The organism is Teredinibacter franksiae (assembly GCF_014218805.1).
GTDB lineage: Bacteria > Pseudomonadota > Gammaproteobacteria > Pseudomonadales > Cellvibrionaceae > Teredinibacter > Teredinibacter franksiae.
On the sequence record NZ_JACJUV010000001.1, the window covers coordinates 1,668,503 to 1,689,990 of the forward strand.

Below are 21,488 nucleotides of genomic sequence, written 5' to 3' on the forward strand. Positions count from 1 at the left end.
TACAGCACAACTGCCACTAACTTGTAACGCCGCAATTACCGGCCGGAACGTAGTTGTTTGTTTTGTGCCAGCGTAGCTGAAAAGCACAAAACAAACAACGCAGTGGAGGTCCAGCCAGCTTGCTGGCGAGGGTAGATTGCCTTGTTAGAAATTTTTACCATATTTTCGCACCGTAACCTGAAAGTACACCGACAACCATACACACAAGACCTATAGAAAGAGTGATCACTTGCGCCCAAAATAAACGCCATGTAATTCGCCCCAACAAACTAGACTTATGTTTATATAGCCCGGACTGCTCTGTTTCTGCTTTATCATCACTTCGAATTTTACTGGCCGTATACCGAAAATCAAACAGCCGAGATACTATTGCAGCACAGCTCACCAAAACACAAACGGAGAGTGACATAAGCGACACCAAGAAAATATTTTTTGGGCATCCGGTAAGAACGAACTCTTTATCACGCAAAATTGAAATAGAAAAAGCTAAACCACCTACTGCCAGACCAAAGAACATATTTAAAGTAAAGGTAAGCTGACTAATTGCGTATCCCTGCCACCGTATAAATCTATCGCTCATATCTTTGACCTCGGTGATTTCTAACGCCGCCAGAAACTGCCGTAGCAAGATGGCTGCTTTTTTGCGTGTTTTTGCAAAAAAGAAGACAGCTTGCGGAGGTCAGATTTGCTGGCCTTGTTAACTGTGATTGGCTGCACTGAGCTTACCATGAATTATAAATATCCATTCGATTGCTGTGTGCTCATTTACTATCCATGGTCCATAGTTGGAGTCATACGATATTAGTTTCTCTCTCATTGTCTCTTCGCCAAGGTTCATATCAAGTAGTTCATTCAGTGCTACTAGAATATCGTTAATGCCTTCCGGCTGCTCTTCTATGAAAGCCTCCAAAGCTCCTACTGGAGTTCTATAATCGTCACGAAAATCCTGATGAAAATAACATCCAAAGAATTGCTCCAAATTTTCCTGATTACTCATATTTATGATTTACAGTTAACAGTTGAATATGCGTCCCCAAGACACATATATCCCAATAGTACGTCACAACCACGTATATTCCCAACCGGTATACGCGAACCTCTCCCTAAGTACCCATCTTTGCTAGTAAAAGCACCGATCTGCCTACCCCAGCCGAAATAGTCGGCCTTTAGGGCCGATATACACAGGGAATGGGCAATACCTGTAACCCTTTGAATGTATTAGCTTTATTGCAATAGTCGGCGGTTATGGTTCACCTCTTCGGCTCGCTAGAGTAAAACGTGGCGCCAGCCATTATGGGTAGCGCCTAAGCCATAAAATCGGTACCCCAGCACGCCGGAGAGCCAGCAAAGGCCGTTTCATGTGCTAGATCAAATCACAGCAAACTCTTCGAGGGTATTGTCTAGCGATACTAAACAATGCACCGCTGTGGCACCGAAATACATGCATATGCCAATCGCCGACCTGTTGCGCCCCCGGCTTCATAAAATTCATCATTCCTTTGCTGTTCCTGCTGCCGCTAGGTTGCTGCGTCGCGTTCCATTTGGGCTTAAGAAATCTTTGATTCAAAAAGCGTTAAACGCCGTTTTTGTTGAAGCCATTGAGGACGGCGATTTTGATTTTCTGGCCGAGAAAATAGTCGCGCTGCATATTATTGATTTGGATGAATATGTGTACATTAGCTTTGACGGCGAACTCAAGATCTTGCCTAAAGCTGCCACAGCACAATTACGCATTAGCGGTAAACTAAACGACTTTGTTACGCTTGCGCTGCGAAAGGAAGACCCAGACACCCTGTTTTTTCAGCGCCGCATTACTATTGAAGGTGATACGGAAATGGGGCTTGCCGTTAAAAATATAGTAGACGCCGTTGATATGGAAGAGCTTCCACGCAGTATGCGTAACGGCCTCGCCGTCGCCAATCACATTTATCGCTTGCCTAACTCAGGGGGAATTCGCTAACTATGGAGCTTGTGTGTCCCGCTGGCAGTTTACCTGCCTTTAAAGCCGCCGTAGAAGAAGGTGCCGATGCCATTTATGTTGGCTTTAAAGACGATACCAACGCGCGCCATTTTACCGGCCTAAACTTTAACGATAGGCAGGCACAAAAGGCTCTGTCGCTAGCACGCAGTAACGGCGTAAAACTTTACGTAGCCATTAACACCTACCCGCAACCGGCTGGCTGGCAACGCTGGCAATCTGCCGTGGATAACGCGGTTGCCTTGGGTGCAGACGCCATTATTATCGCCGATATGGGCTTAATGGATTACGCCCGCAATAAATACCCACAACAAACCCTGCACCTGTCGGTTCAAGGGTCTTCAACGAATGTTGAGTCACTGAGATTTTATAAAACCGAATTCGATATTGCCCGTGCCGTACTGCCCCGCGTTTTATCCATTAAACAAGTTGAGCAGCTGTGCATAAACAGCCCGGTAGACTTGGAAGTATTTGGCTTCGGCAGCCTGTGCATTATGGTTGAGGGGCGCTGCGTACTTTCAAGCTATATTACCGGCGAATCCCCCAACACCTGTGGTGTTTGCTCCCCCGCAAAATCTGTGCGCTGGGAAGAAGTTGGCGACGTTCGCCGCTCTAGGTTAAACAATGTGCTAATAGACCAATACCAGCCCGACGAACACGCCAGCTACCCAACCCTGTGTAAGGGTCGCTTTAACGTTGAGGGCAACCTCTATCACGCGCTAGAACAGCCCACCAGCCTCAGCACCCTAGCGCTCATTCCCCAGCTGTCGGAAATGGGCATTAAGGCCATTAAACTTGAAGGTCGCCAACGCAGCCCGGCTTATGTGGAACAGGTTGTACGCGTTTGGCGCGATGCACTGGATTCTTACAAACAGAAGGGCTCTGCATTTACCGTGGCATCACAGTGGGTAGAGCAGCTCGACAAAGTATCCGAGGGTTCCCAAACCAGCCTCGGCCCCTACTCCAGGCCATGGCAATAAGATGAATTGTTTACTATGAAGCTATCCTTAGGCCCCATACTCTATTACTGGCCCAAACAAAAAGTGTTCGACTTCTACTCCGCAATTGCACAGAGCCCAGTCGATATTGTTTACCTAGGCGAGGCCGTTTGCTCTAAACGCAAAGAGCTGAGCAATAGCGACTGGCTAGACATTGCCGCGCAACTTTCCCAAGCAGGCAAAGAGGTGGTACTCACCACCCTTGCCCTCATTACCGCACGCTCAGAAGTGCAAACCTTAAAAAAAATATGTGCCCAACGCCAACTACTTGTAGAAGCGAACGATATGGCCGCTGTTAGCTTACTCGCCGAAAACAAGCTGCCTTTTGTGTGTGGTACAAGCATCAACCTTTACAACAGACAAAGCCTTTCACTGATGCAACGCAAAGGTATGAAGCGCTGGGTAATGCCGGTGGAACTGAGCGCAGAAACACTAACGCAAATGCTCTTCGAGGTAGAAGAACAAGGCATGAGCGAAACACTGGAAACAGAGGTGTTCAGCTTTGGCAAAATACCCTTAGCTTATTCTGCGCGCTGCTTTACCGCCCGTGCCGAAAATCGCCCCAAGGACAAATGCCAACTCGCGTGCCTCGAATACCCCGAGGGTATCCAGCTCCAGTCTCAGGAGACCTTGCAGCTATTCACAATTAATGGGGTTCAAACCCAGTCCGCCTCGCGCTATAACCTGTTAGCCGAATGGCAACGAATGCAGTCAATAGGCGTAGACATTATGCGTATTAGCCCACAGGGAGAAGAGACGGTAAAGGTCATTGAAAGCTTTTTTCACACGGTTAATGGTACCAACAATCAAACCGTACCACTATTGGACCTTGCGCTTCACGAAAGTGATTGCAACGGTTATTGGTATGGCCAACCGGGCATGTACTGTCAGCCACCGTCGATGTAGCCACTCTTAACACCCATAATCCGATCCAGATCAAATTATTCCCTGTATGCCAAGCCGGGGCGCTATATAATTTTGCTATATAACGCCAACTAGCGCTAACTCGCCTAAGGCATAAATATTCGAAATACCCCACGCCAAAATATGAGCTTATGAAACTACTCGATTTACCCTTAAAACAGATCGCTTGCGCCATTCCGGGGGCGTCGAAGGTCTTTTACTATTACCAAATTGACCTATGCACAATGGGTGAACTCTCGCTCTCGGAAGCCATTACGGCCAATCGCTTGAACAACCACGAAGTAATAGCCGCATTACAAAAATTAAGAGAACCCAGCTGGGAAAACAAAAACTGGCACGACGCGCCATCATCCGAATTGATTAACTATATTCTCGACCGCTATCACCTTGGCCATCGTCAACAACTACCTGAATTAATTCGCTTAGCAAAATGCCTGGAAGCTTCACACAGTAGCAATAAGGCCTGCCCAATAGGCATAACCCAAATGCTCCGTAATTTGGAAGAAGATCTAGAGCAACATATGATCAATGAGGAGCTCGATCTATTTCCGCTGCTTACAGCGGGCGATCAAACACAATTGAATTCGCGGCTATCCGCTCTGCAGTTCAAACATGGTGAACATGACGTTGCCATTAATAAATTATTAAGCCTCACCAATAATTTACAGTGTCCGGAAGAGGCCTGTACCAACTGGAAAACACTGTACTTCGAGCTCTATCGCTTTATCACGGAGCTTAAAGAGCACATACACTTGGAAGACGATATTTTATTCGGCCAGCCATTTAAAGCCTAACCGCCCGCCTCCCCTTACCGCTACAACTTTGCCTCTATAAATAACACCCCATAATAGATAAGGCCCGCATTAAGCGGGCCTTGAAATTAAACCATAATCGACGTTACTACCTAGGCAGCAGCAAACGATACAGTTGCCTCTTGAAAAAACGATTTAATCAGGGCCTTATCCCGTTTGATACTTTCCAAATCTAAAACGGCACGATTCTTTAGTGATTCCCCCTTCTTGAGTGGCTTTTTTGATGTGCCGATATTTCTCACCTGATTCCACACAAGCTCGTCTGGGTTTAAATCCGGTGCGTACGGTGGTAGAAACACCATTTCAATTTTTCCTTCAAGTGTTTCAATATAGTCCGTGACCTTATTTGATTTATGTACGGGATGCCCATCAACGATAAGTATGACGGGGTGGTTACGGCCTTTTTGGAAACTTTTTAAGCATTCAATACATTTATCCGCATTAAATTTTCCGTCAAAAACGTGATACCAAAAGCCCCCCTTATTTGATAACGCTGAGATCGCATTAATGGCCTGTCTTTGACCGCTTGTTCTGACGACAGGTGTCTTTCCTTTTTCACCCCAGGTACGCTGTAAAGGATCATCAGAACGAATAGTGGCTTCATCCAACCAAAATATCTCAGCCCCTTTCTTTTTAGCGTATGCCCTAACTTTAGGGTAGACGTCGTCAACCCATTCTTGCACCGCTTTCTCGTCCCGCTCATAAGCTCTACGTAGCGGTTTTTGTGGCGTCAAGCCCAAGCGATGCAGAATTTTACCGACACCGGAAATGCTTAGGGTAACGCCAAACCGTTCAAGAATTAAATCAGCAACAATTTGGCGTGTCCACAAACCAAAATCAAACCCATGCTGCCTAGGATCTCCGCCGATTATCCACCTCTTTATTTCTTGCTCTTCAAGATCGGATAGTGTTCGATTGCGTCCAGTGCGCGCCTTGGGAGCCAGAGCTTCAATTCCTTTTTCACGCGCTAAACGCAACCAAGTGAAAATTGTTCGGCTTCCAAGACCAAAACTGCGTGTCACTTCGGCCGCACTTTCACCATCATGCACTCGCTGCACGGCTATCTTGCGAACTAAATGCTGCTCTTCTGTACTAAGTTTTCTTGCGTCATTTTTCATGACTTCAATTATACAGGTTTCAAATGAAATGTATTGTTTTTTAGTGGCCCGCTAGTATGTAACCTATGGGTTGTAGAACTCGCCATCTTTACGTAAGTAAAACCACCAGTTTACAAACACGCAAACGGCATAGAAGGCTGCGAATCCAAACAGCGCCACTTCTGGTGTTGTCGCCTTAATTTGCTCACCCAGCACTTTGGGAATATAGAAAGCGCCGTAAGCGGCCACCGCTGAAGTCCAACCCAATACGGGGCCAGCTTGTTCTTTTGGAAAGACCATGGCAATGGTGCGAAAGGTAGACCCGTTGCCAATACCGGTAGCCGCAAACAGCACCAGAAATAGCACAAAAAAGCCCACAAAGTATTCTTCCGGTGTGGCAGAGCCATAAGCGGCTTTCATGTAGTATGCCACCCCTATAGAACTGGCCACCATAACGACAGAGCAAATCTGGGTAACCAGTGCACCGCCAACTTTATCGGAAATCCAACCCCCTACTGGGCGAATAAGCGCACCAATAAACGGCCCCATCCACGCATACATTAACGCACTAGGCCCGTTGGCGTTGGTAATGTCGTGGGTCATAACCCCGTCTACCATCACATGCTGATAGCCAAATATAACTTTAATGGCCAGCGGGAAAGACGCCGAAAAGCCAATAAACGAACCGAAGGTCATGGTATAAATAACACTCATTACCCAGGTGTGTTTGTTATTAAATATTTGGTATTGGCGAGACAGTGTAGATTTAATTTGGCCGGGGATTTGTTTCAGTAAGAACACTGTGGAAGCAATGACTAAAACCAAAACAATTTCTTTTGGTACACCAAAACCTGAACCATTCGCCGATTCAGGTAGCAACAACCACAAACCAAACGCCGCCGTTAGAAAGCCCACCAGCAGCATACCGCTTAGCAAACCAAAACTAAGAACGGCATTGGGAATATCGGGCGACACCTCTTTTGTGCGTAGGTTGTTCATTCCAAACCAGCCAGCAAACGCCAGCGGAACAAGGAAGAGCAGCCAAATAAAACCTGCGTTCTGAATCCAGGTTTCAGACCCAGCCGGAATTTTACCGATTAATGTCCCGGAGGTATTTTGCAGTACCATAGAATCGCCGCCCAGCGCACCAAAGAGACCGAAGGTCATCGCTAGTGGAACCAGGATCTGCATGGTAGTCACGCCAAAATTACCCAAACCAGCATTCAAACCTAAGGCAAGACCTTGCTGCTTTTTGGGAAAGAAGAAGCTGATATTCGACATTGAAGATGCAAAATTACCGCCACCAAAACCAGAAAGTAAAGCGAGCAACTGAAAAACCCAAAGCGGTGTACTCGCATCGCGCAGCGCTAAACCCGCACCTACGGCCGGTATAATTAACAATGTTGTGGTAAAGAATATGGTATTGCGGCCACCGGCCATTCGAATAAAGAAACTACTGGGAATCCGTAGCGTTGCACCGGTTAAACCGGCAATAGCCATAAGCGTAAACAATTCAGATTTGGCAAACGGGAAGCCAAGGTTCAGCATTTGTACGGTAATAATGCCCCAGTAAAGCCAAACAGCAAAGCCGCACAACAAGCTTGGTATCGAGATCCACAGGTTACGCGTAGCTATTTTTTTACCCGTTGATTCCCAAAATTCAGCATTTTCCGGGTCCCATTTATGGATATCGGCACCCTTTATTTTTGTTCCCGGTTTTTCTGGCGAGGAGCCGGGTGCTCCATCTGATGCTTCGTGAGCCATTGTATGTCTCCCATACCGCTTAATCGGCGAATAAAAATGTGCCGGTACACTATGAAAAAAACGCCACAGGCAAACAACCGTCAGCAAGGGGTAGTAATAATTTTTTGTTTTCTATAAAGGAGCTACTCCCTAATGGGTACAGGTACTTACAACCATGGGCTTACGCAAGACCGGCGGGCGCTTGCTAGTGGTAGAAGCACCGACCAATGCCACAAAAGCACTGCGATAGAAGATGATTTAAATCAAATTACCCCTGCCATAGCCATACCGAGCCAGCGTCGCTATACGCCGTACAGAAAAACCTTTTAATTAGTAATAACAGGGCCCTGTGTATTTTCGTTATACTCCACTACTGCCACGCTATACGATAAAAATAAGGCTAAACACATGTCTGAAACTACTGCCACAGTGCTCCTCGTAGACGATCATCCCCTGCTACGCAAGGGACTTATGCAATTGATTGAATTTGAGGATGAACTCGAGGTAATCGGCGAAGCCAGCAACGGCAAAGACGCCATTCAAATTGCCTGCAATACCGACCCAGATCTTATTGTGTTAGATTTAAACATGCAGGGTATGGACGGTTTAGAAACACTACGCGCGTTGCGCGAAGCCGAGGTAAGCTCTCGTATTATAATGCTGACCGTATCAGACAACGACGAAGACGTTGTAAGTGCCATTACCCACGGTGCCGATGGTTACTTGCTAAAAGATATGGACCCAGAACAAATTCTAGAAAACTTAAAGGAAGCCGCCCTGGGTAAAATGGTGATAAGCCAAAAACTTACTCATATTCTGGCCGGTGCCATTCGTGGAGAAGGCAGTGATCGCCCCAACCTATTGGCAAAGCTTACTAGCCGCGAACACGAAATATTAAAATACATTGCCAAGGGCCTGAGCAATAAACTCATTGCCCGCGAACTGGATATTTCCGACGGAACCGTAAAGGTTCACGTAAAACATATTCTGAAAAAGCTTAACTTGCGGTCGCGCGTAGAAGCGGCGGTTTGGATGGTTAACCAAAGGTGATACGTAAAGGCACGAGCGGTAAAACCTTATTGCCGCATTAAATTAGAAATATACTTAGAAAGCCAACCGGCCTTTCACTGCGCGGCGCTACCTTGCACTAATGCAAGCCCGCGCCCGCAGAGTTTAAAAGCAATGAATAAAGGTGTGCTGAAATGAGCTGTTGTGATGCCCCCGGCCTGTTACCTCTGGAGCAGGCGCTTAAACTCTTAAATAATGCCGTTAGCGCAACAACCAAAACAGAAACAGTGGGTCTTGAAAAAGCTTTAGACCGCGTACTGGCTGTCGAAGTACGTTCACCGCACAATATTCCCAATTATGATAATTCAGCCATGGACGGATATGCTTTTAATAGCGTAACCCACGATGCTAGCCAACCTCTAACCATGATAGGTAAATCCTTTGCGGGCGCAGCCTTCGAGGGCAGCGTTAAAGCAGGGGAATGCATTCGTATTATGACCGGTGCCAAACTGCCGGCCGACTGTGACTGTGTGGTCATGCAGGAAAACACCCAGGTAACCGAAAACCACCTCACTGTTACCCAAAAAGTTACCGCAGGAGAAAATGTTCGCCTAGCCGGTAATGACGTAACACTGAACAGCCTTGTACTGGATAAAGGCAAACGTATTGACGCAATCGATATTGGCATGCTGGCCTCACTGGGCATTGCAAGGGTTGAAGTATTCAACAAAATTCGTGTTGCACTTTTTTCTACCGGCGACGAAATAACACCGCTGGGCGCGCCATTAAAAGACGGTTTTATTTACGACAGTAACCGTTACTTAATTACGGCCGCACTCACGCGCCTGAACGTCGACATTAAGGACTATGGTGTATTAGCCGACAACCCCGACCTTATTGAAAAAACCTTTATCGACGCATCAAATACCTGTGATGCCATTATTTCTTCTGGCGGTGTATCTGTAGGCGAAGCTGACTTTACCCGTGACATTCTGCATAAGCTCGGCGATATCACATTCTACAAACTGGCGATGAAACCCGGCAAACCCTTCGCTTTCGGCACGCTTAACACCGGCGAAAATACAGCGCATTTTTTTGGTTTACCCGGCAACCCCGTTTCTGCCGCCGTTACCCTTCACCAACTCGCGATTCCAGCGCTATCGGCAATGGCGGGCGAACAGGGCGTAGAGCCACTGATGGTGAAACTCCCCACCATAAACGCCTTAAAAAAACGTTCTGGTCGCGCCGACTTTCAACGCGGACGTATATTCCGCTCAGCCAATGGCAGTGTGTGTGTTGAATCTACCGGCGCACAAAGCTCCGGCGCTTTATCCTCCATGGTTGCAGCAAACTGCTACATCAAGCTGGAGCAAGAACGCGGCAATGTTGAGAGCGGCGAGTTAGTCGATGTGCTGCCGTTTGATCGGTATTTTTCCTAGGGTCTTTTTAGCCTATTTTACCTTCTGGCCTCAAGCATCGCCTTGCTTGGCCTAGCCCTATCGAAAGCTACAGCACCTGAATTCACTAGCGTCTGAATTCACCAGCATGTGATAACACCGCAATACCCTAGCTGTAGCAAACTGCGACACACCACACAAAACACGGCTCTGCGCCTACTAAAGCCTTACGCTCTACGCGAAAATCCACGGCTCTTTTGTACAGGGACTAAAAAATGAAAAACGTATGGATACTGGTACTCGTTTTCGGGCTTGTTTCGGCGTGCGATAACAACGATGTGGATATTAGCGGTATGGATACCAGCCCGCCACCTTCTGGGGTCACCCATCACGTCTGCGCTTTCGACTCAGAGGCCGATGACGACACAATTCACCCGCGCCTCGATATTAATACTGCCGAAGATACAATTTTGATTGAAAGTATGAGTGCGGCTCCAGAAGATATCGATTACACGAAGCTGGCTGAAGAAGACCAAATGCTTGCCGCCTTCGCGGTGACCACATTCGCTATGCCAACATTTGCAGATGCATTTTCCACGCTATTATCCACGCTTATCTGTAATCGCGAGCACTTCGATTTAAACCGGTGCAACTGGGATTTATCCGATTCTTTCTTTTTCGAATACCCTCTACAGGTGCAAACCGAATTTCATCCACCCAAGGGTTTTACCTCTACCATAATGTCGCAACCGAATGAGGGCGAAGATTGGCAAACCGTAATGGTGGCGGAAGGATTTCTTGACGATTTAGGCAATGGCAAGCACCGCTATTACGAAAACGGCGTACAAGCCGTTACTCGCACTTTTTCCCGTACTAGCAACGGCACCGAAACGATCAGCTACGCCTCGGTAGACTCCAACTGGACAGCAACAGAAGATGCCAGCTGTAACGGCTCGTTGAAGCTTGAACAAACAAAAGATACCGAGCAGGTTACACTCGACGCACAATGGGTATTCTCAGGGAAAACATCTTCTGGCAAACTTGTTTTTGTCGATTCCTCTTGGGATGCGCCTTTCAAGCTTACTTGGTAATTTACTTAGCCTGGCTAAACAAATACATCAGCAGAAAAAACGTGAAAAACCAAAAGCCAGAGAGCAGTTTCCAGAACATGAGGCTGCTCGCCTGCTTTTCTTCCACCGGATCAATTTTAAGAAAACCAGGGTTCGGCTGGCTAAGGTCTTTTATGAGCGAGGCAATAGAGCCGTAGCGCTCTTCCAAATCAAACGCCACGCCTTTTTTCATAGCGCCGTCGAACCAAAGTGGAATAACAGGATTAAAACGTGACGCTTCACGATAGCGCAGGCGATCGTAGTCAAACGCGGTACGGCACTCTTCCACTTCACTACCGTAAGGTAGGTTGCCGGTAAAGATTTCGTAGGTAATGGTGGCCAACGCATAAACGTCACCTTTTATGCCAGGGTTTCGGCCCATTAAATACAGAGGGTCCGAATAGCTGGCGGTGCCCAGAGCGCCCAAATGCTCCAGCGGCCTTTGCAGCTCGGCAAGCCCGGCCACATAGACTGAGCCAAAATCCACAATCACGGCTTTTTCATCTTTCGTTATCAGTACGTTGGCCGGACGTAGATCCTGATGAATTGCTTCGTTCTGGTGAAAAGCCTGCAGCCCCAAAGCAATTTGTTTAACAATGGCAATGGCGCGCTTTGGGCTCGGCGGCTGATTTTCTTCAATCCATGTATCTAGCCCACGGCCATCCACATACTCCATTAAATAGTACAGGCACGATTTTTTACGTTTGGTCTTAATGACCTTTACAACGTAATCATTATCAATACGGCTGCCAATCCACTCTTCTTGAATAAAACGGTCGATGTAGCTGATGTCGTCTTCATAGTTGCGCGAAGGCGTTTTCATCGCGTAAGTGGCCCCGGTTTCTTTGTCTTCAACTAGGTACAACTGGCTTCTGGCGGAGGCAAACAAAATCTCTTTAACTTCAAATCCATCAATTTTCATTCCTACCGACATTTCGGGTGGAAATGGTAAACGGGTTAATTTGATGCTGTAGTCGTCTAGGCTTTCTTCCGGGAGCGTTTCGATTTTAGCAACCAGCGCGCTAATGTTATCGTCGCTGCCTTTTTCGTATGCGCTGTCTTTTATTTTTTCGGCAATGGCTTCTGCACTGCCTTCGCCAGCGAGTAATACGCGAAGGTCTTCCATTGTAAGAAAATCATGGACACCGTCGCTGGTCAGCAGCAGACGATCACCTTCAGCAACAGGCTGGCGACCATAGTCGATATTTAAACGGCTATCCATGCCCACTGCGCGAGCCAGTATGGCGTGATTGCGCTCGATAAAGGCCGTGTGGTCCTGGGTTAATTGATTTATCTGCCACTCACCACTTTCCGTTTTCTGCAGGTGGTAAATACGGCTGTCACCTACATGAAAAAAATGCGCCGTTCGGCTTTTGATAATTGCAGCACTAAACGTGCACAGGTAACCCTTACCCTCGGTGACAAACTCGTGGCTTTTGCGATACAAATGTAGGTTGAGGGTGGTCAGAATTTTTTCCCCGGCATGGCCTACCGACCAGGTCTCCGGGGTTTTGTAATAGTCCTCGATAAAACGTGCAACGGCTGTGCGGCTGGCCTCCTGACCCGCTTCCGCAGAGGATACACCGTCAGCGACAACTAGCGCCACGCCTTTATTTTGCAACAAAAAATCTTCGGCTGGATGCAACGCGCCAGCACTGTCCTCATTTAACGATTTACGGCCCGCCACACATTGGTAGGCCGTCTCTATTTTTAAAGTTGCACTCATATTTGGGTTATTCCAAAATCTGATAGGCGCTAGCCAACATCAATCATTTGTACTGTGCCGTCTGGCATCACTTCGGAGATCTGACCTTTGGGTTCGTCTAGCATCATGGCGATAAAAAATACAACCAGAGCCGAACAACCAATCACAATAAAGAATGTACTGTAATCCACAAAGCTAAGAACGGTTAAGTAGGTTACCGCGCCCACATTACCGTAGGCTCCCGCCATACCGGCAATTTGCCCTGTCATTCGACGCTTGATCAACGGCACTATCGCAAACACCGCACCTTCACCGGCCTGCACAAAGAAGGAACAACACATTGTGGCAATAACGGCCATAGGTATCCACCACGTGGAGGTGATTTGACCCAGTACAAAATAGCCCGCAGCCAAACCGCCAATCAAAACCATTAATGCTTTTCGTCGACCAACTTTGTCCGACAACCAGCCACCCGTTGGCCGTGCCACCAAATTCATAAAGGCAAACCCGGAGCCAAGTAAGCCAGCCGTTACGGGGTCTAAGCCCGAAAAGGTTTCGAGAAAAAACAACGGTAACATAGACACAACAGCCAACTCAGAGCCAAAAGTAACGAAGTAGGCCCAGTCTAATATTGCTACCTGCTTAAATTTAAATTTGTCGTGCTCCTGTACGCCGTGGGTTAGGCTCTCTTTGTTAACCTTCCAGATTTGTGAAATCTGAAATATCATCAGTAGAACAAGCACACCCCAAATAATGTACATGGCATTTTCGGTCAATAGCCCCACACCGGTGGGTGACAATTTCCAGGCCAGTACAGCAAGCGCCAAATACATGGGGATATTCATCAGCAAGTACAGGTAAAAATCACCCCAGCTGGTTACCTCCAGCCCTCCCGACCTTTTCGGTTTGAAATAAGTAGAACCCTTGGGGGTATTGCGTGCAACCATATAATAGAACACGCCATAGATACCCGCGATAATACCGGTAGTCGCTATCGCGTAACGCCAACCGTTTTCGCCGCCGTAAATAAGTGCAAGCGTTGGTAGGCTCATGGCTGCAGCGGCAGACCCAAAATTACCCCAGCCTCCGTAGATCCCCTCGGCTACACCCACACTTTTATGCGGAAACCACTCGCCAACCATTCGAATACCAATAACAAAACCCGCCCCTACAAAACCCATTAGGAAACGCAGTAACGCTAGCTGTTCGTAGGTCTGGGCAAAGGCAAAGGCCACACATATAAACGACGATATCACCAACAACACACTGTAAACCCTTCTTGGGCCGAATTTATCTACCAAAATTCCAATAACAATGCGTGCCGGAATCGTGAGCGCAACGTTAAGAATCATTAGCGCTTTTACTTGCTGTGAGGTCATGCCGAAGGCTTCTTTCATAAACACCAGCATCGGCGCATGATTAAACCAAACAACAAAGGTAAGGAAAAACGCAAACCACGTGACATGGAGCGTTTTTATTTTTGGATCAGAAAAATCCAATAAATTAATTTTCGCATCAGCAGACATAGCTGCCTCCGTACATATAGAAAGGTGTGCAGCGAGTTTGGCGCCCACAGGCTGGGCTTCGTTTGACCTGTATCAACCACCCTTAAGGGTATCATTCCCCAGAACTAGGGCTTTAATATTCACCTACCTCTACAAGATTTCTTGAAACCGAATACAGCCCCGACAACGCCACACGCCCTACCCACAAAGGAGTACAAGAAACCGCTACCACCTACTCCGACTAACTTCTAAGTGGCATAACACAGCCCGGCGTACAACGATTTGTTACATTGCCACCAGCAACTTTGGTTAATTGAGAAAAATGAAAAATAATTTACTTTTCCGTGGTTCCAGCCGCGCCTTAACCTTAGCCACCATTGCCTTCGGTGCTAACTTTTCGGTATGGGTACTTTATGCTGTGCTCGCCTTGGAATTACAACATCGCCTTTCGCTTACCGCGCTGGATCTTGGCCTGCTGTTCGCAGCCCCCATGCTCACAGGCGCCCTGTTGCGCATACCGGCAGGCTTCTTAGCCGACCGCTTTAACCCCAAATACCTCTACGGCGCGCAAATGCTAATTGTAGTGCCTTCGCTTTTAGCACTGCCGTACATGTCGTCGCTAGTGGATCACATGTTGCTGGGTTTATGGATTGGTATCAGCGGCACATCCTTCACCTTTGGCATCAGTTATGTCACCGACTGGTTTGAACGCAACCAGCAAGGTACCGCCATGGGCATATTCGGCGCGGGTAACGCCGGCGCCGCCATTACCTTGGCAGCAGCACCCTATATTGTTGACAAATGGGGTTGGGAAAATATTGGCCCTATCTATGCGGTTGGGCTGCTAATGGTTGCCTTGGTGTTTCTCTGGCTTGCACCCAGCCGCCCACGGCAGGCGGAAAACGCCCGCTTCGAAAAAATAAGCATAAGCCTGAAGGAAATTGTTGGCACACTGCAAATTTGGCGCTTTAGCCTCTACTACTACTTTGTGTTTGGCAGTTTTCTCGCCTTAATTTTATGGCTACCGCAGTACTACGTAAATGCGTACAACCTGTCAATAAAACAGGCCATGGCGTTCACGCTATTTTTCGCCGCCACCTCCAGTATGGTGCGCGCCTTAGGGGGTTGGTTCGCCGACCGTTACGGCGGCCGTGCGGTTAATTGGACGGTGTTCTGGATTTGTCTGGTCTGCCTTTTTTTCCTCAGTTACCCACCCACCAGCATGACCATTCACGGCGTGGATAGCGATGTACATATCACCATCGAAATCAATGTCTGGGTTTTTACTGCACTGATTTTTGTTATTGGGATTGCGCAGGGCTTCGGCCGCGCCAGTGTGTACAAAACACTAAACGACTATTACCCAAGGCAAATGGGCGCCGTTGGTGGGTTCGTTGCCGCCATGGGTGCACTTGGGGGCTGCACCTTACCTATTGCATTTGGCCTAGTGGTTGATGCGGTGGGTATCTACAGCGCCTGCTTTATGTTGCTTTATGGCGTATTAGCCATCTGCATGATCACCATGTTTATTGCCAATAAAACAGACCGCTTCAAGCGCCGAGTACAGTGGGCTCAAAACCACAACTTTTTAGACGACTAATTAAAATTTTTGACCATTAACAAGGAAAAACACATGAAACTCTCGACAAAACTTCTAGCCTCAGCCGTTGCAGCAACGCTCTGCTCTGCACCCGTTGTGGCTGATTCAGCGCTGGAAACGCTAATGACCGACAGCAAAACCAATGTGGATTTCCGTTACCGTTACGAAGGTGTCGACCAAGAGGGTATCGCTGAAACCGCAGCGGCCAATACTCTACGCTCGCGTGTAACATTCAATTCGGGCAGCGTAAACAATGTATCGTTTAAACTGGAAATGGACAATGTCTCTGCTCTCGGTGGTGAACAATACAACAGTACAGTAAACGGTCGCGGCGAATACCCTGTAGTCGCCGACCCCACGGGCACTGATTTTAACCAGGCTTTTGTTGCCTATAAAAACGGTAGCTTCGGCGCTACAGCCGGTCGCCAGCGAATATTATTGGACGATCAACGATTTGTTGGCGGTGTTGGCTGGCGACAAAACGAGCAGACTTATGATGGGCTTTCTCTTGCATACTCATCCGGCGCGGTAAAAGGCAGCTACAGCTTCATCAATAATGTAAACCGTATTTTTGGCCCTACAGGCCCCAACGCTGATCTTCGTGGTGCCGTACACCTAGCCAATGCCACCTTCAGTGTTAGTGACGCACACAAGCTAACCGGCTTTGCCTACTTAATGGATTTCGACAATGCCGCCGCCATTTCCAGCAATACCCTCGGCGTGCGCTATGCCGGTGATTTGGATGTTGTGAAACTGACCGCCAGCTACGCCACGCAGTCTGAAACAGGCGACAACCCTACGGCCTATACTGCAAGTTTTCTGCAGGCTGGCGCTAACGGTAAGCTAAGCAACTTTAGCTGGAATATTGGCTATGAAAACCTTGGCAGCGATGACGGCAACAAAGCCTTTGCTACCCCGCTGGCAACCCTGCACAAGTGGCAAGGTTGGGCCGATAAATTTCTGAACACGCCCAGTGCCGGTTTACAGGATATCTATTTTGGTGCGGGAACTAACATCGGCAAAGTTAAACTCAGCGCAACCTACCACACCTTTAGCAGTGATGTAGGCAGCGTGGACTTGGGTACTGAACTGGATGCCGTGGCTATTTACCCCATCAACAAAAAGGTAAAAGCCTTATTTAAATACGCAAATTACAGCGCGCAAGATAATCTTGAGGAAACAAGCCTAACAGACACCCAAAAAGTGTGGCTGATGCTTCAGGTTTCACTCTAATCTGAAAATTCGGCACCCCAGCCTCTGCCGCACTCGCTAACGGCAGAGGCTACCCCTAAAGGTATATTGAAATTTTAGCGAATCCCCCTCAAAATCAACTTCGCCGAAGTTCGCCAGCCTACGTCACAATGATAGGGCTCTCGAACCGCTAACATGCTAAGCCGCCTTTAGTAAGCCGCTTTAGATTGTTGAAGGGTTACGCGAGAAACTGCGTGATCTCCCGTTTGGAAAGGCAGCCCCATGCAGAATACCCAGCTGACCGACAGCTATCAACGACAGTTTACTTACTTGCGCCTATCGGTAACCGATGCGTGTAATTTCCGCTGCAATTATTGCCTCCCCGATGGCTATTGCCCTACCAATAGCGAACCTTATCTCTCACTGGAAGAAATACAATCCGTTGTTTCTGCCTTTGCCTTAAACGGCATTCGCAAAATTCGATTAACCGGCGGCGAACCTACACTGCGTAAAGATCTCGCCGAGATTATGGCCCTGTGTAAATCGACCACCGGTATAGAAACACTGGCACTGACCTCCAATGGTTACCGTATTAACAAGCAATTAAAGCACTATGTAGACGCCGGCCTAGACCAGCTTAACCTTAGTATTGATAGTTTAGTGCCCGAAACCTTTCGCCTTATTACCGGCCACAATAAGTTGACAGAAGTCCTCATGGCGGTAGAACAAGCCATAAGCCTTGGACTAAAAAAAGTAAAAATAAACTCGGTGTTAATGCGCGAATACAATAATAACGAAATGCAGAGCTTTCTCAATTTCGTAAAGGATCGCCCCGTATCGTTGCGCTTCATTGAATTAATGCAAACCGGTGATAACCAAGCATTTTTCAAACAGCAACATGTTAGCGGTTACAGCATTCAAACCATGCTCGAAGATAACGGCTGGCTGGCGATTTTACGCGAAGCCAACGCAGGCCCTGCAATTGAATATACACACCCGAATTATGCAGGTACTATTGGCTTGATCATGCCTTACAGTAAAAATTTCTGTGCGAGCTGCAACCGATTACGCATATCCAGCCACGGCAACATGCACTTGTGCTTGTTTGCAGAAGAGCACCACAAACTTCGCCCTCACCTAATAAATGAAGATACAGAACAGCTCGCCAAGCGTATTCGCGAACTGTTGCAACATAAAGGTGCCGCCCACAGCCTACAACAAGGCAACAGCGGCTCAACCCAACACCTCGCTATGATAGGCGGGTAAGTGTAGTAGGAAAATACTATGGGAAAACTGGTTACTCAAGAATTAATATCGCTCAATATCGCTGTTCTTACCGTATCCGATACGCGCGATACAACAACCGATACATCGGGCCAAAGCCTTGTCGATGGGCTAACGGAGTACGGTCATACCCTGGTGGAAAAAATTATAGTTAAAGACGATGTTTACACCATACGCGCCGCAGTATCCAATTGGATAGCCGATGATAGTACACAAGTTATTCTGATTACCGGCGGCACCGGTTTTACCTCGCGAGACAGTACGCCAGAGGCGGTAATACCGTTATTGGATAAAATAGTAGAAGGTTTCGGTGAGCTCTTTCGTCAAATCTCTTTCGACCAAATAGCGACATCCACTATTCAATCTCGCGCACTTGCGGGCTTGGTGAATCGCACGGTTGTTTTTTGTATGCCCGGCAGTACTAACGCCTGTAAAACCGCCTGGAAAGACATCATTAGCAAACAAATTGATAGCCGCCAAGGGCCCTGTAATTTTGTTCCGCACTTGAAGGGTGTTTCGTTCAGTGACTTTCAGTAAAACGGTGTAACGGCGGGACATTACCCCGCCGTTACACCATTAAAAACCTATTTTTCGGAAAGTGGCTTCACATTAGTTGAGAAACCTGCCACGCCTTTGTCTGTTCGCCGAACCTTCTGAATTGTACCGTCACCATTAAAGTAGAGATATTCTGCGGCGCTATGACGCTGCTTTTTCTTACAGCCTGTGTCGGTCGTTGCTAGCCAGCGATGATAAAATAGAAGCCACTGCCCTTTATATTCAACAATAGAGTGGTGATTATTACTATTGCTTTCTTCATCCATAAAACTCCCTTTATAGGTCCAGGGGCCTTTAGGTGATTTAGCCATATAATAGGCCAACATTCGATTATTCTCGGGCATTGTAAAATAGTAATTATCGTTGCGCTTAAACACCCAAGGACCTTCCATTTTAGGTTCGTAGCCACCCATATCCATTTTACGGAACTCGCCCTTTATACTCAGTAAATCATCGGCCATTTCTGCTACATAGTAATCTGCATTTTTTCCATGAAAGTATAAATAAGCTTTTCCGTCGTCATCTATGAATAAGCTGGGATCGTTGGCATAGGGCTCACGCCATAGCGGGCCGCCGATGGCATCTTTAAAAGGTCCCGTTGGCGAATCGCTAACCGCAATGCCAATACCCATCCACTTAGTACTGCGCTCCGGGTTTTTTCTATCTTTAAAGCCGCTACCGGCAGGAAAAACCAAATAGTATTTCCCGTTTTTATAGGCGGCATCGGGGGCCCAGGCATAATTATCAGCCCAAGAGAGATCGTCTACCGATAAACTAGGGCCGTGATCAACCCAGCTCACCAAATCTGTGGAAGAGAAGGTGTGCCAGTTTTTCATGTGGAAATCCTCCTGGCATTCTTCATCGTGTGAGGTATAGAGATACATCTTTCCGTCCTGCCATACGTGGGCAGAGGGATCGGCTGTTCGAATATTACTGCCAAAATTCAGCGGGTTCTGGGCAAAGCATGTACTTACGCCAAACCCCAAAACCAATAACAAAAAGTTAAAGCCCACTTTTTTCATTTACCATCCCCACACTTAGAATATTTTATTGGTTCAAAAGCGCCTTGAATTCTATCACACCCATGGAATACACCGGAATTACGACCACGCATAGGCACTACCGGCAGCTTTCCCAGCAGCACCACTTTCGATAGTGCAATAAAACTACAACGAATACCGGGATTGAACTTTCGATTACTGAAATCTGTAGCAACGTTGGTTGCCCTTTATCTTCACACGTTAACGCACGGCAACTTTACCGCGTAGTCTTTTTTTGAGGACAATAGAGCCAATAACAAGGAGTGACAGCAGTATAAAAATGGCGAAAATAAATTTTTGTATTCCTGTTGCGGTAAAACCCATAGCGACTCCATCGCCGCCCATCGATTCGGCAGAAGCAATGGCTTCTAGGGCGCTGTCGGAGGCCCTATTACCGGAGCTGTGAGCACCAGAAATGTGAGCACCGGAAACCTGAGTGCCGTTTGCGTATGGCGAACCGCTTCGCTGCGCGCCTCCATTCAAAACAAGCGTCTCCTCTAAAGGCTCATGCTGATCTTTTGGTTTGAGCAGGCCACCGATTACTTCATCTACTTGCGCAGCCTCTTGACTGTCGCCGACAGTGTCTGTCGTCTGACTGTTAAATGGCTCTACGCTTTCACCATTCTCGCGTGTGGAGATATTGTCAGCCTCTAGACTGTCAACAGCGTCTAGTGCGCCTTTACTCAGTGGGGCCAGATCATTCGGCAATCGCTTGGATACATAGTCTCCGTCACCCTCTCTATCTATTCGCAAGCGATTAGAAATAACCGATCTGGCCTTCGCTAATGATGCAGCTTCATCCAGACGCCTGAGCGGCTCTTGTGACAGCTTACGGTTAATGCGCTGCAGTGCCATGTCCTCACTGTAGATTTCGCCATTAGCAAAACGTTTAGACAAAATAAATTGCACGCGTTTGTTGTCTTCATTATTCATAAACGCAATTTTGTCGGCATACTGCAGCCAAAACTCTCCTACATAAATATGTCTAACTTGCCCTTTACCAAACAACACAACATGAAAGCTAGGCTGGTCGACAGGAAAAACAAGATCCTCGTAACGATCCGCATATTTTAAAAGTATGGCATACAGCGTAACACCCATGCCGCGTGCAGGCTGCTGAAATGGATTGCCAAGTAAAACCACACGATTGTCGGTGTTGTACGCCAAATACGTGCGCGTAAGACTATAATCGTAGTAAGGCGTATTCCCGAACGCGTCCAGTTCGGGCATTGCATTCGCTTGGGTGAAGCCAGCAATAAAAAGCACCAAAAAAATCGCCCAATACCGCTGTGGAGGGTTCATCACGACTCACGCTCGCTTACATTATTTATTGATTTAAACACCTCGAATATAACCTAAAATTAGCCCCATACACGTGTCAACGTCTAACTTATGCATATCACTCAAACCTAATACCCGCTAACCATTAAGCATACTGTCTTCCTCAAAACGTTTATCGATAGATCCTGTTGCACATACTGGCAGCCATACTAGACTCGGACATGTAGAAGGCTGATATCTACCGGTACGCCAGCACCCATA

The 21,488-nt window shown here is 47.4% G+C and carries 20 protein-coding genes and 1 riboswitch; of the genes, 12 read left to right on the plus strand and 8 right to left on the minus strand.

All coding sequences use genetic code 11. From position 1 onward, the window contains the following. Window positions 1–154 precede the first annotated feature (154 nt). On the minus strand, window positions 155–580 hold the full coding sequence (locus tag H5336_RS06765; protein ID WP_185232624.1) for a hypothetical protein: 426 nt from the start codon (window positions 578–580) through the stop codon (window positions 155–157). A gap of 117 nt (window positions 581–697) precedes the next feature. Next, the gene (locus H5336_RS06770; protein WP_185232626.1) at window positions 698–997 is read right to left on the minus strand and encodes a contact-dependent growth inhibition system immunity protein; all 300 of its coding nucleotides are present in this window, start codon (window positions 995–997) and stop codon (window positions 698–700) included. 363 nt (window positions 998–1,360) lie between these two features. Between H5336_RS06770 and ubiT the strand changes: the two genes are divergently transcribed. From ubiT to H5336_RS06790, 4 genes are all read left to right on the plus strand, one after another. Continuing rightward, window positions 1,361–1,960, plus strand: a complete 600-nt coding sequence (gene ubiT, locus H5336_RS06775) for a ubiquinone anaerobic biosynthesis accessory factor UbiT (RefSeq protein ID WP_185232628.1) — start codon at window positions 1,361–1,363, stop codon at window positions 1,958–1,960. A 2-nt stretch (window positions 1,961–1,962) separates the two neighbouring features. Beyond that, the gene (ubiU, locus tag H5336_RS06780) at window positions 1,963–2,958 is read left to right on the plus strand and encodes a ubiquinone anaerobic biosynthesis protein UbiU (RefSeq protein ID WP_185232630.1); all 996 of its coding nucleotides are present in this window, start codon (window positions 1,963–1,965) and stop codon (window positions 2,956–2,958) included. 15 nt (window positions 2,959–2,973) lie between these two features. After that, the gene (locus H5336_RS06785; protein ID WP_185232632.1) at window positions 2,974–3,882 is read left to right on the plus strand and encodes a U32 family peptidase; all 909 of its coding nucleotides are present in this window, start codon (window positions 2,974–2,976) and stop codon (window positions 3,880–3,882) included. A 149-nt stretch (window positions 3,883–4,031) separates the two neighbouring features. Next, window positions 4,032–4,694: a DUF542 domain-containing protein gene (locus tag H5336_RS06790; protein ID WP_185232634.1), complete on the plus strand. Its 663-nt coding sequence runs from the start codon at window positions 4,032–4,034 to the stop codon at window positions 4,692–4,694. 110 nt (window positions 4,695–4,804) lie between these two features. Here the strand turns inward: H5336_RS06790 and H5336_RS06795 are convergent, their stop codons facing one another. Together H5336_RS06795 and H5336_RS06800 are read right to left on the minus strand one after the other, a co-directional pair. Then, window positions 4,805–5,830 (minus strand): IS630 family transposase, encoded by a 1,026-nt coding sequence (locus H5336_RS06795; RefSeq protein ID WP_185230377.1) that lies wholly within the window; start codon window positions 5,828–5,830, stop codon window positions 4,805–4,807. A gap of 63 nt (window positions 5,831–5,893) precedes the next feature. Next, window positions 5,894–7,573 (minus strand): MFS transporter, encoded by a 1,680-nt coding sequence (locus H5336_RS06800; RefSeq protein WP_185232636.1) that lies wholly within the window; start codon window positions 7,571–7,573, stop codon window positions 5,894–5,896. 132 nt (window positions 7,574–7,705) lie between these two features. Between H5336_RS06800 and H5336_RS06805 the strand changes: the two genes are divergently transcribed. The 4 genes from H5336_RS06805 to H5336_RS06820 all read left to right on the plus strand — a co-directional run bounded on the left by H5336_RS06805 (window position 7,706) and on the right by H5336_RS06820 (window position 11,048). Continuing rightward, window positions 7,706–7,882 (plus strand): hypothetical protein, encoded by a 177-nt coding sequence (locus H5336_RS06805; RefSeq protein ID WP_185232638.1) that lies wholly within the window; start codon window positions 7,706–7,708, stop codon window positions 7,880–7,882. A gap of 78 nt (window positions 7,883–7,960) precedes the next feature. Further along, window positions 7,961–8,602 carry a two-component system response regulator NarL gene (narL, locus tag H5336_RS06810; protein ID WP_185232640.1) on the plus strand — a complete coding sequence of 214 codons (642 nt, stop codon included), beginning with the start codon at window positions 7,961–7,963 and terminating at the stop codon, window positions 8,600–8,602. 152 nt (window positions 8,603–8,754) lie between these two features. Beyond that, on the plus strand, window positions 8,755–9,999 hold the full coding sequence (moeA, locus tag H5336_RS06815; RefSeq protein WP_185232642.1) for a molybdopterin molybdotransferase MoeA: 1,245 nt from the start codon (window positions 8,755–8,757) through the stop codon (window positions 9,997–9,999). Window positions 10,000–10,232: 233 nt separating this feature from the next. Then, window positions 10,233–11,048 (plus strand): hypothetical protein, encoded by an 816-nt coding sequence (locus H5336_RS06820; protein WP_185232644.1) that lies wholly within the window; start codon window positions 10,233–10,235, stop codon window positions 11,046–11,048. Window position 11,049: 1 nt separating this feature from the next. On the opposite strand, the gene H5336_RS06825 is transcribed toward H5336_RS06820, so the two are convergent. Together H5336_RS06825 and H5336_RS06830 are read right to left on the minus strand one after the other, a co-directional pair. After that, a complete protein-coding gene (locus H5336_RS06825) occupies window positions 11,050–12,792 on the minus strand; it encodes a bifunctional protein-serine/threonine kinase/phosphatase (protein WP_185232646.1) in 1,743 nt (580 codons plus the stop codon). Between the two features lie 29 nt (window positions 12,793–12,821). Continuing rightward, window positions 12,822–14,297 (minus strand): NarK family nitrate/nitrite MFS transporter, encoded by a 1,476-nt coding sequence (locus tag H5336_RS06830; protein ID WP_185232648.1) that lies wholly within the window; start codon window positions 14,295–14,297, stop codon window positions 12,822–12,824. 301 nt (window positions 14,298–14,598) lie between these two features. On the opposite strand from H5336_RS06830, the gene H5336_RS06835 reads away from it, so the two are divergent. The 4 genes from H5336_RS06835 (at window position 14,599) to moaB (ending at window position 18,888) form a co-directional block, all read left to right on the plus strand. Then, window positions 14,599–15,876, plus strand: coding sequence for an MFS transporter (locus H5336_RS06835; RefSeq protein ID WP_185232650.1), 1,278 nt, complete (start codon window positions 14,599–14,601; stop codon window positions 15,874–15,876). Window positions 15,877–15,909: 33 nt separating this feature from the next. Next, a complete protein-coding gene (locus H5336_RS06840) occupies window positions 15,910–17,109 on the plus strand; it encodes an alginate export family protein (protein ID WP_185232652.1) in 1,200 nt (399 codons plus the stop codon). An 89-nt stretch (window positions 17,110–17,198) separates the two neighbouring features. Beyond that, window positions 17,199–17,360, plus strand: a riboswitch (molybdenum cofactor riboswitch). Further along, complete coding sequence (gene moaA / locus H5336_RS06845) at window positions 17,350–18,333, plus strand: GTP 3',8-cyclase MoaA (protein WP_185232654.1); 984 nt, start codon at window positions 17,350–17,352, stop codon at window positions 18,331–18,333. (Overlaps the previous riboswitch by 11 nt.) Window positions 18,334–18,351: 18 nt before the next feature. Beyond that, window positions 18,352–18,888 (plus strand): molybdenum cofactor biosynthesis protein B, encoded by a 537-nt coding sequence (gene moaB, locus H5336_RS06850; protein WP_185232656.1) that lies wholly within the window; start codon window positions 18,352–18,354, stop codon window positions 18,886–18,888. Between the two features lie 47 nt (window positions 18,889–18,935). Here moaB and H5336_RS06855 read toward each other — a convergent pair whose 3' ends face one another. Next, a complete protein-coding gene (locus H5336_RS06855; protein ID WP_185232658.1) occupies window positions 18,936–19,928 on the minus strand; it encodes a family 43 glycosylhydrolase in 993 nt (330 codons plus the stop codon). A 219-nt stretch (window positions 19,929–20,147) separates the two neighbouring features. After that, window positions 20,148–21,176, minus strand: a complete 1,029-nt coding sequence (locus H5336_RS06860) for a hypothetical protein (RefSeq protein ID WP_185232660.1) — start codon at window positions 21,174–21,176, stop codon at window positions 20,148–20,150. Window positions 21,177–21,488 lie beyond the last annotated feature (312 nt).